13 protein-coding genes and 3 tRNA genes are annotated in these 14,706 nt (G+C 71.2%); 8 read left to right on the forward strand and 8 right to left on the reverse strand.

The genetic code is table 11. The features are described 5' to 3' along the window. The 5 genes from AB0903_RS20580 to purS form a co-directional block, all read right to left on the reverse strand. Positions 1–840, reverse strand: coding sequence for a M23 family metallopeptidase (locus AB0903_RS20580; RefSeq protein WP_366704745.1), 840 nt, complete (start codon positions 838–840; stop codon positions 1–3). A gap of 20 nt (positions 841–860) precedes the next feature. Continuing rightward, positions 861–1,376: a winged helix-turn-helix domain-containing protein gene (locus tag AB0903_RS20585; RefSeq protein WP_366704747.1), complete on the reverse strand. Its 516-nt coding sequence runs from the start codon at positions 1,374–1,376 to the stop codon at positions 861–863. 190 nt (positions 1,377–1,566) lie between these two features. Then, positions 1,567–3,816, reverse strand: a complete 2,250-nt coding sequence (gene purL, locus AB0903_RS20590; RefSeq protein ID WP_366704749.1) for a phosphoribosylformylglycinamidine synthase subunit PurL — start codon at positions 3,814–3,816, stop codon at positions 1,567–1,569. After that, positions 3,813–4,493: a phosphoribosylformylglycinamidine synthase subunit PurQ gene (gene purQ / locus AB0903_RS20595; RefSeq protein WP_366704751.1), complete on the reverse strand. Its 681-nt coding sequence runs from the start codon at positions 4,491–4,493 to the stop codon at positions 3,813–3,815. Before purQ ends, purL begins: the two co-directional genes overlap by 4 nt. Beyond that, a complete protein-coding gene (gene purS, locus AB0903_RS20600) occupies positions 4,490–4,735 on the reverse strand; it encodes a phosphoribosylformylglycinamidine synthase subunit PurS (protein WP_356898528.1) in 246 nt (81 codons plus the stop codon). The genes purQ and purS overlap by 4 nt, the downstream gene beginning before the upstream one ends. Before the next feature lie 291 nt (positions 4,736–5,026). Here purS and AB0903_RS20605 point away from each other — a divergent pair, with 291 nt between their 5' ends. The 8 genes from AB0903_RS20605 (at position 5,027) to AB0903_RS20640 (ending at position 9,619) form a co-directional block, all read left to right on the forward strand. Beyond that, positions 5,027–5,374 (forward strand): Lsr2 family protein, encoded by a 348-nt coding sequence (locus AB0903_RS20605; protein ID WP_366704753.1) that lies wholly within the window; start codon positions 5,027–5,029, stop codon positions 5,372–5,374. 109 nt (positions 5,375–5,483) lie between these two features. After that, positions 5,484–5,555, forward strand: a tRNA-Gly gene (locus AB0903_RS20610). Between the two features lie 81 nt (positions 5,556–5,636). Continuing rightward, positions 5,637–5,709, forward strand: a tRNA-Gly gene (locus tag AB0903_RS20615). A gap of 135 nt (positions 5,710–5,844) precedes the next feature. Beyond that, entirely contained in the window at positions 5,845–6,777 is a 933-nt protein-coding gene (locus tag AB0903_RS20620) for an ABC transporter ATP-binding protein (RefSeq protein ID WP_366704755.1), read from the forward strand. Then, positions 6,774–7,595 (forward strand): ABC transporter permease, encoded by an 822-nt coding sequence (locus AB0903_RS20625; protein WP_366704757.1) that lies wholly within the window; start codon positions 6,774–6,776, stop codon positions 7,593–7,595. The genes AB0903_RS20620 and AB0903_RS20625 overlap by 4 nt, the downstream gene beginning before the upstream one ends. 25 nt (positions 7,596–7,620) lie before the next feature. After that, positions 7,621–8,892 carry a histidine kinase gene (locus AB0903_RS20630; RefSeq protein ID WP_366704759.1) on the forward strand — a complete coding sequence of 424 codons (1,272 nt, stop codon included), beginning with the start codon at positions 7,621–7,623 and terminating at the stop codon, positions 8,890–8,892. Next, positions 8,889–9,524, forward strand: coding sequence for a response regulator transcription factor (locus AB0903_RS20635; RefSeq protein ID WP_366704761.1), 636 nt, complete (start codon positions 8,889–8,891; stop codon positions 9,522–9,524). Before AB0903_RS20630 ends, AB0903_RS20635 begins: the two co-directional genes overlap by 4 nt. Positions 9,525–9,546: 22 nt before the next feature. Beyond that, positions 9,547–9,619: transfer RNA gene (locus tag AB0903_RS20640), tRNA-Gly, on the forward strand. 193 nt (positions 9,620–9,812) lie between these two features. Here AB0903_RS20640 and AB0903_RS20645 read toward each other — a convergent pair. The 3 genes from AB0903_RS20645 to AB0903_RS20655 all read right to left on the reverse strand — a co-directional run bounded on the left by AB0903_RS20645 (position 9,813) and on the right by AB0903_RS20655 (position 14,704). Then, positions 9,813–10,712 (reverse strand): phosphoribosylaminoimidazolesuccinocarboxamide synthase, encoded by a 900-nt coding sequence (locus AB0903_RS20645; protein ID WP_366704763.1) that lies wholly within the window; start codon positions 10,710–10,712, stop codon positions 9,813–9,815. Positions 10,713–11,203: 491 nt separating this feature from the next. Continuing rightward, positions 11,204–12,664, reverse strand: a complete 1,461-nt coding sequence (locus AB0903_RS20650; protein ID WP_366704765.1) for a N,N-dimethylformamidase beta subunit family domain-containing protein — start codon at positions 12,662–12,664, stop codon at positions 11,204–11,206. A gap of 393 nt (positions 12,665–13,057) precedes the next feature. After that, the gene (locus AB0903_RS20655; protein WP_366704767.1) at positions 13,058–14,704 is read right to left on the reverse strand and encodes a hypothetical protein; all 1,647 of its coding nucleotides are present in this window, start codon (positions 14,702–14,704) and stop codon (positions 13,058–13,060) included. Positions 14,705–14,706: the final 2 nt, after the last annotated feature.

Here is a 14,706-nt window from a genome sequence, read left to right on the forward strand (position 1 = left end):
CTACGGGGTGCGCATGCCGTCGGGCGCGGGTTTCTCGACGACGAACGCCTCGCCGTTCGCCGGGACTCCGATCCCGCGCCAGCGGAACGGGATCCCGACCGCCGTGTCGGGGTCCGGGCCGTCCATCAGCTGGAAGTGCAGGTGCGCTTCGGTGGAGTTGCCCGAGTTCCCGCACCTGGCGATCTGCCGGCCCGCCCGCACCCGGTCGCCGGGACGGACGGTCACGGAGCCCCGTTGCAGATGGCCGTACGCGGCGTACACTCCGTCGCCGAGGTCGAGGACGACGTGGTTGCCGAAGACCTTGCGCACCCCGGCGATGTCCCGGAGCGACGCCTCGACCAGCATCAGATAGAGCACCGCGGGCAGGGAGTTGCGGCTGAGGTGGTCGCGCTGGCGGTCCTCGGTGTGCACGACCGTGGCGTCCGCGACCGCGTACAGCGGTTCGCCGAAGGCGGGAAAGTCCCGGTTGCGGCGCACGAGCGGCCACAGGGCCCGGAACCCCGGCCGGCCGCCCTCCGCCGGCTCGGCCAGGACGTCGATGGCGTACGTCTGCCCGTAGCCGTGGGTGCCGTGGCTCGGCGTCCGCTCGGCCGGGCTGTTCAGCGCCGCCCAGCGGCCGCGGACGGGGGGCTCGGTCTCGACGGGGTCGCGCGGGTCCCGGCGCTGCACGCGCCGGGCCCGGGCGGAGGCGCCCACGAGTATCGCGAGCGAGATCAGCGCGGGAAGCCAGACCCAGTACATCGCGAACGGGAGGCCGACGGTGACCTCGAGCAGGACGAGCACGAAGAACGCCACCCAGCTCAGCCGGTAGACCCTCCTGAACAGTTTGCCGACGGGCATTCCCGGTCCCCCTTGTCGTGTCACGGGCACGCGGCGGTCAGCACCACGAGCAGTGGGACCACTCGGGCCCCGGGCACCTCGTAGCGGCCGCGCCCCGTCATGTGGAGCCAGCCCGCACCGGTCAGCTGGCGCAGGTGGTGGTAGATCTGGCCGGTGGTGCCGAGCCCTTCGAGCTCGGCCAGCTCGGCGGCGGTGCGGCGGCCGCCGAGGATCTCGCGCAGCAGGCGCAGCCGGACGGCGCTGCCGAGGGCGGCCAGTGACTCCGCGGCCCGCGCACGGTCACCGGCCTCCTCGTCCAGCAGGTCGGCAGTGCGCACCCCGTACTGCCACTCGTACCGCTCCTGCGTGGGCAGGCGTACGGCTCCGGTGAACAGCACGCCGCCGTCCGCCGCCGCCTCGCCCGCCTGGGCGAGTTGCTGCTTCAGACCTTCCAGTGCCCAGAAATCGCCTTCGGCTGCACCCGTGGTGGCCGGTGAGGCGCCTTCGAGCGCCGCCATCCGCCGCTCGAGTTCGGCGACGCGCTGCTCCAGATCCATGAGGCGAGATTACGTAACTACGTAATCTCGTGCAAGCGACATACGCAGAAGCCCCCGCTCCGGCGGACCGGAACGGGGGCTTCCTCAATGGATGTCGGGCGAGCTGTGCCGACGGACTCCGCAGGACGCGTCCTGCCTCACGAGCCCTGTCAGACGGGCCCTGTCAGACGGGCCCGTCGCACGAGCCCTGTCAGACGAGCAGACCCGGGATCGTCTCCTCGTGTGCCGTACGGAGCTCGCTCAGCGGGATGCTGAACTCGCCCTGCACCTCCACCGCCTCGCCGTCGACGACACCGATACGGGTCGCGGGCAGACCGCGCGCGCCGCACATGTCGGTGAAACGGAGTTCCTCGCTGCGCGGGACGGCGACGACCGCGCGGCCGGCCGACTCGCTCAGCAGGAGGGTGAAGGCGTCCAGGCCGTCCGGGACGACCAGGCGCGCGCCCTTGCCGCCGCGGAGGCAGGACTCGACCACGGCCTGGATCAGGCCGCCGTCGGACAGGTCGTGCGCCGCGTCGATCATGCCGTCGCGGGAGGCCGAGATCAGGATCTCGCCCAGCAGCTTCTCCCGGTCGAGGTCGACCTTCGGCGGCAGCCCGCCGAGGTGGTCGTGGACGACCTGGGACCAGGCCGAACCGCCGAACTCCTCGCGGGTGTCACCGAGCAGGTAGAGCAGCTGTCCCTCTTCGGCGAACGCGATCGGCGTGCGGCGGTTGACGTCGTCGATCACGCCCAGCACGGCCACGACCGGCGTCGGGTGGATCGCGGTCTCGCCAGTCTGGTTGTAGAGCGAGACGTTGCCGCCGGTGACCGGCGTGCCGAGTTGGAGGCAGCCGTCCGCGAGACCGCGGGTGGCCTCGGCGAACTGCCACATGACGTCCGGGTCCTCCGGCGAGCCGAAGTTCAGGCAGTCCGAGATCGCGAGCGGCTTCGCACCGGAGGCCGCGACGTTGCGGTACGCCTCCGCCAGCGCGAGCTGCGCACCCGCGTACGGGTCGAGCTTGGCGTACCGGCCGTTGCCGTCGGTCGCCATGGCCACACCCAGGTTCGACTCCTCGTCGATCCGGACCATGCCGGCGTCCTCGGGCTGGGCGAGCACGGTGTTGCCCTGAACGAAGCGGTCGTACTGGTCGGTGATCCACGCCTTGGACGCCTGGTTCGGGGAGGCGACCAGCTTGAGGACCTGCTCGCGCAGCTCGTCGGCGTCTGCCGGACGGGCCAGCTTGTTCGCGTCGTCGGCCTGGAGCGCGTCCTGCCAGGACGGGCGGGCGTACGGACGGTGGTACACCGGACCCTCGTGCGCGACCGTACGCGGGGGTACGTCGACGATCTGCTCGCCGTGCCAGAAGATCTCCAGGCGCTCGCCCTCGGTCACCTCACCGATGACGGTGGCGATGACGTCCCACTTCTCGCAGATCTCCAGGAAGCGCTCGACCTTGTCGGGCTCGACGATCGCGCACATGCGCTCCTGCGACTCGCTCATGAGGATCTCCTCCGGCGAGAGCGTCGCGTCGCGCAGCGGCACGGTGTCCAGCTCGACGCGCATACCGCCGGAGCCGGCGCTCGCCAGCTCGGAGGTGGCGCAGGACAGACCCGCGCCGCCGAGGTCCTGGATGCCCGCGACGAGCTTCTCCTTGAAGATCTCGAGGGTGCACTCGATCAGGAGCTTCTCCTGGAACGGGTCGCCGACCTGCACGGCGGGCCGCTTGGCCGGACCGGTCGCCTCGAACGTCTCGGACGCGAGGACCGAGACGCCGCCGATGCCGTCGCCGCCGGTGCGGGCGCCGTACAGGATGACCTTGTTGCCGGGGCCGGACGCCTTCGCGAGGTGGATGTCCTCGTGCCTCATCACGCCGATGCAGCCGGCGTTGACCAGCGGGTTGCCCTGGTAGCAGGAGTCGAAGACGACCTCGCCGCCGATGTTCGGCAGGCCGAGGCAGTTGCCGTAGCCGCCGATGCCGGCGACGACGCCGGGCAGCACGCGCTTCGTGTCGGGGTGGTCGGCCGCGCCGAAGCGCAGCGGGTCCACCACGGCGACCGGGCGGGCGCCCATCGCGAGGATGTCGCGGACGATGCCGCCCACGCCGGTGGCCGCGCCCTGGTAGGGCTCGATGTACGAGGGGTGGTTGTGCGACTCCACCTTGAAGGTGACCGCGTAGCCCTGCCCGACGTCGACGACGCCCGCGTTCTCCCCGATGCCGACGAGCATGGCGTCGTTGGCGGGGACCTTCTCGCCGAACTGCTTCAGGTGGACCTTGCTGCTCTTGTAGGAGCAGTGCTCGGACCACATGACGCTGTACATCGCGAGCTCGGCGCCGGTGGGACGGCGGCCCAGGATCTCGCGGATGCGCGCGTACTCGTCCTCCTTGAGACCGAGCTCCTTCCAGGGCTGCTCGGCGTCCGGGGTCCCGCCCGCGTGCTTGACGGTGTCGAGGCTCATGCGCTGACCAACTTCTTCAAAATCGAGGTGAAGAATCCGAGCCCGTCGGTACGGCCCGTGCCGACCAGCGGCTCCACCGCGTGCTCGGGGTGCGGCATCAGGCCGACCACGTTGCCCGCGGCGTTGGTGATGCCGGCGATGTCGCGCAGCGAACCGTTCGGGTTGCCGTCGAGGTAGCGGAAGGCGACGCGGCCCTCCGCCTCCAGCTCGTCGAGCGTGTGCTCGTCGGCGACGTAACGGCCGTCGATGTTCTTCAGCGGTACGGAGATCTCCTGGCCCGGCGCGTAGTCGGCCGTCCACGCCGTGTCCGCGTTCTCCACCCGCAGCTTCTGGTCACGGCAGATGAAGTGGAGGTGGTTGTTGCGCAGCATCGCGCCCGGCAGCAGATGCGACTCGGTGAGGATCTGGAAGCCGTTGCAGATACCGAGGACCGGCATACCGGCCTTCGCCTGCTCGATGACCGTCTCCATCACCGGCGAGAACCGGGAGATCGCTCCGGCGCGCAGATAGTCGCCGTACGAGAAACCACCCGCGAGGACGACCGCGTCGACCTGCTTCAGGTCCTTGTCGCGGTGCCACAGCGCAACGGGCTCCGCACCGGCGAGCCGGGCGGCGCGCAGAGCGTCCCGGTCGTCGAGTGTTCCGGGGAAGGTGACGACTCCGATACGCGAGGTCACGACTCCACCTTCACGACGAAGTCCTCGATCACGGTGTTGGCGAGGAACGTTTCGGCCATCTCATGGATGCGGGCGAGGGCGGCCTCGTCGACCGGCCCGTCCACCTCCAGTTCGAAGCGCTTTCCCTGACGTACGTCCGCGATCCCGGCGAATCCCAGACGCGGCAGTGCACGCTGCACCGCCTGTCCCTGGGGGTCGAGGATCTCGGGCTTGAGCATGACGTCGACTACGACGCGAGCCACGGGCACTCCCGGTGGTGTGTTGCGAGGGCGGTTCCCTCAGCGTACCCGGCTGGAGAATCTACGCGGGTAGATATGCGGACGCCGCCCAGCAAAAACAGCGATTGGAATCCCGGACCTCAATGCGAAGGACACGCGGAGGTAATTGCCAGGGCTTCACAATGCGCCACCGACCGCTGTACAAAGGAATACAGAGGAAAGCAGCATTGCCCCTCGACAGCCGAATAGCCGGTATCACCGCACGCCAGAAGCTGCTCCGTAACCGGTGATACCGCAGGGAAAGGACCGATATCCGTGGCTCAGCGAGTGGTGGTCACGCTCTCCGACGACATCGACGGCGGTGAAGCGGCGGAAACGGTCGAGTTCGGTCTCGACGGTAAGTCGTACGAGATCGACCTCAATCCCTCGAATGCAAAGAAACTGCGCAAGGCGCTGGCGCCGTACATGGCGGCCGGCCGGCGGCAGGTGACCGGCGGCAGGCGCGACGGTCGCGAGAGGCCCCGCGCCGTCACCTACCGGCACACCTCGGTGGAACCCGCACCGGCGGCGGTCCGGGCATGGGCCCAGTCCAACAAGATGGCCGTGCCGGCCCGCGGCCGCATCCCCAAGCGCGTCTACGAGGCGTTCCGCGAAGCCAGTTGAGCCACGCCGGGCCACGCCGGGGCCGAACGGAGTTGCACTGCACCCCCGGTGATCGGCTACAGTCTGGAGCACGCCGAAGGGCAAGCCGAAAGGCCGCCCCGAGCAGCGTGCGGGTGTAGTTCAGTAGTAGAACATCCCCCTTCCAGGGGGAAGGCGCAGTGTGCAATTCCTGTCACCCGCTCTGCATCGCTCATACCGTCCACCGATGTGGATCAGGTACAGTGGTGTTCGCACCGCCCAGTGAGAGCTGAGCGGCAGCAATGCGGACGTGGCTCAGTTGGTAGAGCATCACCTTGCCAAGGTGAGGGTCGCGAGTTCGAATCTCGTCGTCCGCTCAAGATCGAAGGCCCTGGTCGATACGACCGGGGCCTTCGTCGTTCCCCGGCCCCGGCGCCTCCCATGACATTTGTCATCGGAGGCGATGACACCGCGCACTGCCCACGCCCTTTCGCCGGCGGAAGCCTTGAGGCATGACCGACGACGACTACGTGATCGAGGCCCAGGACCTGCGGCGCACCTACGCCGGCGGCTTCGAGGCCGTGACCGGTATCACCCTCCGAGCCGCCCGCGGCGAAGTCTTCGCGCTGCTGGGCACGAACGGCGCGGGCAAGACCTCCACCGTCGAACTGCTGGAGGGACTCGCCCGCCCCGACGGCGGCTCCGTGCGGGTCCTCGGCCGTGACCCGTACCGCGAACGCGCCGTGGTCCGGCCCCGCATCGGGGTGATGCTGCAGGAGGGCGGCTTCCCGGCCGAGCTGACCGTCGCGGAGACCACCCGCATGTGGGCGGGGTGCACCAGCGGAGCACGTCCCGTCGGCGAAGCCCTGGAGACCGTGGGCCTCACCCGGCGGGCGGACGTACGGGTGAAGCAGCTGTCCGGCGGCGAGAAGCGCCGACTCGACCTGGCGCTGGCGCTCCTCGGACGCCCGGAGGTGCTCTTCCTCGACGAGCCGACGACCGGGCTGGACGCCGAAGGCCGCCGTGAGACGTGGGAACTGGTGCGTTCCCTGCGCGACAACGGCACCACCGTCCTGCTGACCACGCACTACCTGGAGGAGGCGGAGGGCCTCGCCGACCGGCTGGCGATCATGCACGAGGGGCGGATCGCGGCCGAGGGCCGCGTCGGCGAAGTGGTCGCGGCGCAGCCCTCGCACATCTCCTTCGAGCTGCCCGACGGCTTCCTCGCCGGCGATCTGCCGCCACTGGCACCGCTCGGGATCAGCAGCCACGAGACCGCCGGCCGGACGATCCGGCTGCGCACCTTCGAACTCCAGCGAGCAGCCACCGAACTGCTGCTGTGGGCCCGGGAGCAGGGGATCGAGCTGCGCGGCCTGAGCGTCCGTTCCGCCTCCCTCGAAGAGGCGTTCCTGCACATCGCGAAGGACCAGGAGATCACCCGATGAGCACCGCGGACACGATCCGGCACACCACCGCCGCGGAGCCCGCACGGGCCGCGACGACGACCGCCGGCGCCCGGATGGCGGCGCTCGCCCGCGCCGAGCTCGCCCTGCTCGGCCGCAACAAGGCCACCCTGTTCACGGCGCTCGTGCTGCCCGCGATGCTGACCTTCGCGATGTCGTCCGCGGTGCGGGAGATGGAGCTGAAGGACACCGGCCTGTCGGTCGGAACCGTGCTCCTGCCCGGCGCGCTCGGCTATTCCCTCCTCTTCGCCGTCTATTCGACGCTCGTCGGGGTCTTCGTCGTACGGCGTGAGGAGCTTGTGCTCAAGCGGCTGCGCACCGGCGAGCTGCGTGACACCGAGATCCTGGCGGGCGCCTCCCTTCCCGCGGTGGCGATCGGGCTGGCCCAGTGCGTCGTCCTCGCCGTGGGCTGCACGCTCGCGATGGACATCCCGGCGCCGCGCACCGTGTGGCTCGCCCTCGCCGGCGTCCTGCTCGGTGTGGTGACGAGCTGCACGCTCGCCGCAGCGACGGCGGCGTTCACCAGATCCGCCGAGGGCGCCCAGATCTCCGTCATGCCGCTGATGCTGGTTTCCATGGCGGGCTCCGGCATGGTCGTGCCACTCGACGTGATGCCGGAGAGCGTCGCCTCCGTCTGCGAACTCCTGCCGCTCACACCGGTGATCGGTCTGATCAGAAGCGGCTGGACCGGCGGCGCGGGCGCGGGCGAGATCTTCGGACAGCTCGCGGTCGTCGTGGCCTGGACTCTCGTCTCGGTGTTTGCTGTACGGAGGCGGTTCCGCTGGGAGCCGCGTCGCTGAGGGAACCGACGGAGGGCGGGAGACGGTGTCGACGGGGGCCGGGAAACGGTGTTGGGGGACGGGGACACTCGGCTGGCGCCGCCGGTGGCAGGAGCGGACCAAGCTCCAGAAGATCGACCTCTATTCGCGGGCCACGCTCTGCGTCATGGTGTGGTTCCTGGCGGCGAGCTGGGGATTCCTGCCGCTGGCCGGAGGCGTGCGGCACGAGCCGCTTCCCCTGGCCCTCGGCGCGGCGCTCATGGTGGTGAGCATCGCCCAGTGCGCCGTCTCCAACCGCATCACCGGCCCGGCGCTCGACCACTACCTCGGCAAGGCGGTCTTCTCCCGCCGACGGCTGGTACTCCCGTTGACACTGCTGGCCGTCGCGCTGGCGCTGACCACGGCTCTGCGGGCGGTCGACGGCATCGAGGACGGCCTGATCGTCCTGCTGCTGATGCAGACCCCGCTGGCGTTCTCCGTCCCGTACGCCCTGCTGGTGCCGGTCCGGGCCCTGTTGCTGCGCTTCGCGGCGTTGACAGCCGCGGTGTTCGCCCTCTTCGCGGCAGTCGGAGTGCGCGGCGGCGAGCTGGCGGGGCTGGTGCTGATGGCGCTGATCACCTGCGCCATGACACTGATCACCGTACGGCCCTGCGCATGGAGCCTGCAGGTCATGTGGCAGGCGGAGGAAGCGAGAGACGTGCAGGCACGGCTGGCGGTCGCCGAGGAGCGGCTGCGGTTCGGACGGGACGTGCACGACATCCTGGGACGGAATCTGGCCGTGGTGGCCCTGAAGAGCGAGCTGGCCGTGCAGTTGGCGCGGCGCGGACGACCGGAGGCGGTGGCGCAGATGCTTGAGGTTCAGCGCATCGCCCAGGAATCGCAGAGAGAGCTGAGGGAAGTGGTGCGCGGGTACCGGGGCGCCGATCTCGCCGTCGAACTGGAGGGAGCACGAAGCGTGCTGACCGCGGCGGGAATCAACTGCGCCGTCTCCGGCATCCATTCCGTGGACGGACTGCCCGCCCGTACCCAGTCGGCGCTCGGCTGGGTCGTCCGCGAGGCTGCGACCAATGTGCTGCGCCACGGCGACCCCCGCACCTGTGCGGTACGCCTCTCCGTCTCGCCGACGGCCGCCGTGCTCGTCGTCGAGAACGACGGCCTGGTCGTCCAGGACGACGGGCCGGCCCGTGAGTCCGCCGCCGGAAGCAGCGGCTCCGGGATCCCGGGCCTGCGGGAACGCCTGACCGCTCTCGGCGGCACTCTCGACGCCGGCCCGATCGGCGGCCGGATGTTCCGGCTGACGGCGGAGGTGCCTCGATGACCGTGCCGGAGCCGGACACGGCCGGACCCGTGCGGCTGCTGCTCGCCGACGACGAGCATCTGATCAGGGGAGCACTGGCCGCGCTGCTCGCCCTCGAGGACGACCTCGTCGTCGTCGCGGAGGCGGCCACCGGCACCGAGGCGCTGGCCATGGCCCGCGCGCACCGGCCGGACGTCGCCGTGCTCGACCTGCAGATGCCCGGCACGGACGGTGTGACGGTGGCCACGGTCCTGCGCGACGAACTGCCCGGCTGCCGGACCATGATCGTGACCAGCCACGGACTGCCCGGCCACCTGAAAAGGGCCCTCACGGCGGGAGTGCGGGGCTTTGTGCCGAAGACCGTGAGCGCCCAGCGGCTCGCCGAGATCATCCGCACCGTGCACGCCGGAAACCGCTACGTGGACCCGGAGTTGGCTGCCGACGCGATCTCGGCGGGCGACTCACCGCTGACCACGAGAGAGGCCGAGGTGCTGGACCTCGCGGCCGACGGGGCCCCCATCGCGGAGATCGCCGAGCGGGCCTCGCTGTCCCAGGGGACGGTACGGAACTACCTCTCCTCGGCGGCCGCCAAGCTGGGCGCGGAGAACCGCCACACGGCGGTGCGTCTCGCACGCCGCCGAGGTTGGGTATAGTGGTTTCCGCGCTACGGCGCATGCGGACGTGGCTCAGTTGGTAGAGCATCACCTTGCCAAGGTGAGGGTCGCGAGTTCGAATCTCGTCGTCCGCTCAGTGTGAAGCCCCCGGCGATCTCGCCGGGGGCTTCTTCGTGCACCGGCGCCCCTTCGTCTCTGCCGGCTTCTTCACGCACCGGCGGTTCTTCCTCTGCCGGCTTCTTCACGCACCGGCGGTTCTCCGTCTGCCGGAAGTGTGCGGCCGGGGAGGGTCCGGCGGACGATGGGACTCGTCCGCCGGACCTGTCGCTACTGCCAGGAGATACCGGTCAGCAGCTCGTACGCCTCCACATACTTGGCCCGGGTCGCCGCCACGATCTCGTCGGGCAGGGCGGGCGGCGGCTGCTCGCTCGCGCGGTCCCAGCCGGAGGCCGGGGACGTCAGCCAGTCGCGTACGAACTGCTTGTCGTACGACGGCTGGGCGCGGCCCGGCTCCCAGGTCTCGGCCGGCCAGAACCGGGACGAGTCCGGAGTGAGCACCTCGTCGGCGATGAGCAGCTTGTCACCGTCGAAGCCGAACTCGAACTTGGTGTCGGCCAGGATGATGCCCCGTCCGCGCGCGATGTCGCGGGCCCGGGAGTAGACAGCGAGGGTGGACTGCCGCAGCTGGGTGGCGGTCTCCGCACCGACCTGGCGGGCCACCTCCTCATAGCTGACGTTCTCGTCGTGCTCGCCGACGGCCGCCTTGGTGGCGGGCGTGAAGATCGGGGCGGGCAGCTCGGAGCCGTCGCTCAGCCCTTCGGGGAGCGCCAGGCTGCACACCGTGCGGGCCTCCTTGTACTCGGCGAGGCCGGAACCGGTGAGGTAGCCACGGGCAACGCACTCGACCGGGACCATCCGCAGCGACTTGCACACCATGGTGCGCCCGGCCCAGTCGGCGGGCGCTCCTTCGGGCACGTCGGTGGAGATGACGTGGTTGCCGATCAGGTCCTGCAGGAGCTCGAACCACCAGAGTGAGAGCTGGGTCAGGACCCGGCCCTTGTCGGGGATCTCCGTGGGGAGCACCCAGTCGTACGCCGACATGCGGTCGCTGGCGACCATGACGAGGTCGCCCGCCTCGTTCTGGTACAGCTCGCGCACCTTGCCGGTGTGCAGATGCACCAGGCCGGGCACCTGCAACGGCTCGGGCTTTTCGACGAATCCGGACACGGTTCCTCCCGTGGCTGTGAACAACAGCTCCGATTGTCCCGTACGCGGGCAGAGGCCACCCGATCAGGGGGCGGGCCGGGTCACGAATCGGTGATGGGCTCCGTGGCGGCCGGCTGGCCGCCCGGTCCGCCTGCCGGACACGACTGAAGACCGCTCACCGATACGGGCCCGTCCGGTGCTGCTCGGCTCGGTACGGCTCGATCTGGAATGTCCGGTCGGGCACGGCTCGGCTCGGTCCGGGGTCCGGCTCGGTCCGATACGGCTCGGTCGGATCAGTCGGTCCGGAACGTTCGGTCCGGGGTCCGGCTCGATCTGGTAGAGCTCGGGCGGGCACGGTTCAGGCTGGCGCGGCTCAGGCTGGCACGGCTCGGGCTGGCACGGCTCGGTCCGATACGGGCCGCTCCGGCTCTTGCCGGATACGGCTCGGCCGTGCTCGCCGAGGCAGCTCGCCGGGCTTGCCGGGGCCTCTCGGGCCGACCCGCCGCGGCCACTCAGTCGCGCTTGCAGATGCGGTCGAGGAGATTGGCGGTCGCGCGCTGGATGCGAGTGTCGACATGGCCGGGCCGGTCCAGGGCGGGGGACCAGGCGAACGTCCCCGACGCGAAGACCAGCGCGCCCGAGGGGGCGCGGTACAGGGACGTCTCCTGGTGGCGGAGCGCCCCGTCCCCGTCCCGGTACGGGGAGTGGGCGAGCAGGATCCGGCGCTCGTGTTCGGGCAGCGCGGTGCGCGGGAAGTACCGGTCGGCCTCGCCCGCGACCAGGCCGGGCACCTCGTCGCCTTCCCCGGCCCCGGTCGAGTCCCAGAGCCAGTGGTCCGCGTTCCGTACGACCAGCGGGGACGGTTCCGGCACCCGGCCCGCGTACTGGATGCCCAGCAGCTGCTGCTCCGCCCGGTCCACCTCGCGCCACAGGGCGGGCCTGCCGGGGCCGCGGCGTTTGCGGCAGGTCAGCAGCCGGTCGGGCGCCCCGGAGGCCGAGGGGCCGAGTTCGACCTGCCAGTACATGGTGTTGGCGGAGAGGAACACCAGCGAGGTCCCCCGGTCGCGGGCCAGCTCCGCCGCGCGCCGCATGGGCGGCGACCAGTACTCGTCGTGGCCGGGGAAGATCAGGCCCCGGTACCGCGCCGGGTCGATCCGGCCGGCGTGCAGGTCGCGGGCGTCCGCGTAGGCGAGGTCGTAGCCGTACCGCTCCGCCCAGCGGATGAAGTCATAGGCATGGCCCACATGGAGCGGGAGGCCCGCGCCCGCGTACGGACGGTCGAAGGAGACCGTGATCGCGGCGTTCTCCTCGCCCAGCAGCCTGCCGTCCTCGTCCCACGCGTGGTAGAGACTCGCGCCCGTGCGTCCGTCCTCCGGGTAGAGGTTGTATGCCTGCCAGGTGATGTCAGGCAGCAGGAGCAGCAGGTCCGCGGGGTGGTCGTCGCGGACCGTGAACGGGATGTGGGAGCGGTATCCGTCGAGGGTGGTCAGCACGGCGACGTACGCGCCGATCGACCAGTAGGACGGGATCTGCAGCCGCCACGAGAGCCACCAGTGGTGGCAGGAGACCGTGCGGTCGGCGGTGAGCGGGGGCGGCTGGACGATCCCGGAGAGGCGGGGGCTCGTGGTGATCTTGGCAGCGCCGTCCCCTCCGTAGTGGCCGATGCGGTAGACGTCGACGGAGAACTGCTGCGGCGGGTCCACGGTGATGTGGAAGTCGATCGCCTCGCCGGGGGCCGCGGCGCCGGGCCCGGCGAACCCTTTGATCTGGCGGCGCACGTCGTCCGCCGTGCGGGGACCGCCGGAGCCGCCCCTGGACAGGCTCGGATCGGCGTACCAGGGGACGACCTGGCCGGTGTCGTCGAAGTAGTGCTCGCTGCCGCGCAGCCAGGGCAGCGGGCCCTGACCGAAGGGGTCGGAGACGGCGTGCGCCAGGGCACCCGACTCCCATCGCCGGATCTGGTCCGCCCCCATGCCTGCCCCCTCCTTCGGTGCCTCTGTGACAACCGTGATGGCGCCGGCCTGTTCAGCGCCGGTCTCCAGCACATCACATTACGCATGCAGTCCGTCACCGTTCGTCGTGAATTGACGACAAGGAGGCGGCAAGCGGAAGAGATCGTTCCGTATCAAAGTGCGGGGATTGGCCGCCCCCGCTCTGCCGCAGGGCGGCCCGGTGCCGTGTCTCGTGCCCCCTCCCGACCGCCGCGCGGCGGTCGGGAGGGGCACCGGACCTGCCTCGGCAGCGGATGCCCACCGGCCTGGCCGCGCGTGAACAGCCGGACAGCGGACAGCCGGCAGCACGGCGCGGGCGGACAGCGGGTAGCGCGTCGGCGGGCGGCGAAGCCTGCTCGGTCACAGGCGGACCCGTCAGACGAGGCGGACCGGTTTCTCCGGGCGCACACCGAGCGACCCGAGCCATACGCGCAGCGGCTGCGCGTCCCCGTCCTCCACCAGGCTCAGCACCGGCGCCGTCAGGTCACTCAGGCGCTCGCCGTCGACCATCAGCGCCGGGCCGTCCAGCCAGTCCAGGCCGGGCACCGCGCCCACCGTGTCGACCGCCGTACAGCACACCATCGCGACGACATGGTCGGCGAGCAGGTCACGTCCGGTGCGGGGCGGCTGCAGCGGCATCAGCGGCAGCGCGTCGCCGCCGCCCCAGAGCGCCAGGGCACTCTCGGAACCGTCCGCCACGGGTGCCGCGGCCGGGGCGGGCGCCTCCTCCCGCGCCATCCGGGCGGTCAGCACGGCGGCCAGCGCGTCGCTCGCCTCTCCGCCCGGTCGCTCCGAGAGATGGTCGATGACCCTGGCCAGCGTCGGGCCCTGCGGCCCTCTCGACGGGGGGACGCCCAGCTCGTCGAGGACCCGGTGTATACGGGCCGCCTCCGTACGCCACTTCCGGTCGACGACCTCCTCCGGATAGTGCTGCCAGTCGACCGGCGCCCAGTCGGGGCCCTGCCCGGCAGGACCGCCGTGGAAGAGCCGCGCGGCCAGCAGCGACGCCGCCTCGTCGACAGCGCCCGGCTCTTCCAGCAGGTCACACGCGGGACGCTCGCCCAACCGCGAGGTGAAACCCTCCGCCAGGCGGTCTCGTCGCGACAGCTCCGTCAGCGCCGACACGACCCCCGCGTCCAGCCGCGACGGCCATCGGCCCATCCGCCACGCGGGCAGCGCCACCCTCGTCAGCAGCCGGTCCCAGCCCGCGTACGCCAGACCCACCTGCTCCTGGGCGACGATCCGCAGCCCGTGGTCCACGGCCTGTGCGCGCTCCGAGGCGGCGACCGCGACCCAGCGCTCCATACCCGCTGCCTGCTCCTGGCAGCCGCGCAGCAGCAGCCGCGCGGTCCCGCCGAAGAAGTCGGCAAGCCTCCTGCCGACGGCACCCCGGCCGGGGCGGGCGGCATCGGCCACCGCCGCGTCCAGCCCCCGTACGTAACGGCGGGCGGCGGCTATGTCGGGATCGGCGGCCGACCCGGTGCCGGCGACGACCGGCGCGAGCACCGCCCGCAGCTCGGCGACCCGCATCCACCAGAGGAACGGCGACCCGATCACCAGCACCGGCGCCTCTTCCGTACGCCGCCGGGCACCGGACATCGAGTGCGCCGGATGCGACCGGTCTTCGAGCCAGCTGTCGCAGTCAGGAGTGAGCGCCAACGCGGACGGCGCGGGGACCTCAAGGCGCTCCGCCAGGTCCCGAACCAGCCGGTAGAGGTCCGGGGCGGAACGCTCCGGCAGCTCCACGGTCGGACTGAGCGCCGGGGAGGCCCGCACGATCACCGCGGTGACCGCGGCGGCGGTCACCAGCACGATCACCGCGCAGACCGACACGACCCACCGGGCGGTGTCCCAACCGGCGCCCTCCATGTGACCCGCCGCACCACCGGCGGACAAGACGACGGCGACGGCCGCCGGGAGGAGCGCCACGGCGACCGCCGTACTGCGGACCCGAAGCACCGCCAGCGCCATGGCTCGCGCGCCCCTGGCGCCCATCGACTCTCCGATACCGGTACCGGACACGG

Origin of the sequence: Streptomyces sp. NPDC048389 (genome assembly GCF_040706335.1) — a bacterium.
Classification (GTDB): Bacteria; Actinomycetota; Actinomycetes; order Streptomycetales; family Streptomycetaceae; genus Streptomyces.

What these genes read in the sequence shown, in the direction of transcription:
- AB0903_RS20580 (WP_366704745.1), bottom strand. Translation starts at nt 840, where the DNA reads ATGCCCGTCGGCAAACTGTTCAGGAGGGTCTACCGGCTGAGCTGGGTG.
- AB0903_RS20585 (WP_366704747.1), bottom strand. Translation starts at nt 1,376, where the DNA reads ATGGATCTGGAGCAGCGCGTCGCCGAACTCGAGCGGCGGATGGCGGCG.
- purL (WP_366704749.1), bottom strand. Translation starts at nt 3,816, where the DNA reads ATGAGCCTCGACACCGTCAAGCACGCGGGCGGGACCCCGGACGCCGAG.
- AB0903_RS20620 (WP_366704755.1), top strand. Translation starts at nt 5,845, where the DNA reads ATGACCGACGACGACTACGTGATCGAGGCCCAGGACCTGCGGCGCACC.
- AB0903_RS20625 (WP_366704757.1), top strand. Translation starts at nt 6,774, where the DNA reads ATGAGCACCGCGGACACGATCCGGCACACCACCGCCGCGGAGCCCGCA.
- AB0903_RS20635 (WP_366704761.1), top strand. Translation starts at nt 8,889, where the DNA reads ATGACCGTGCCGGAGCCGGACACGGCCGGACCCGTGCGGCTGCTGCTC.
- AB0903_RS20650 (WP_366704765.1), bottom strand. Translation starts at nt 12,664, where the DNA reads ATGGGGGCGGACCAGATCCGGCGATGGGAGTCGGGTGCCCTGGCGCAC.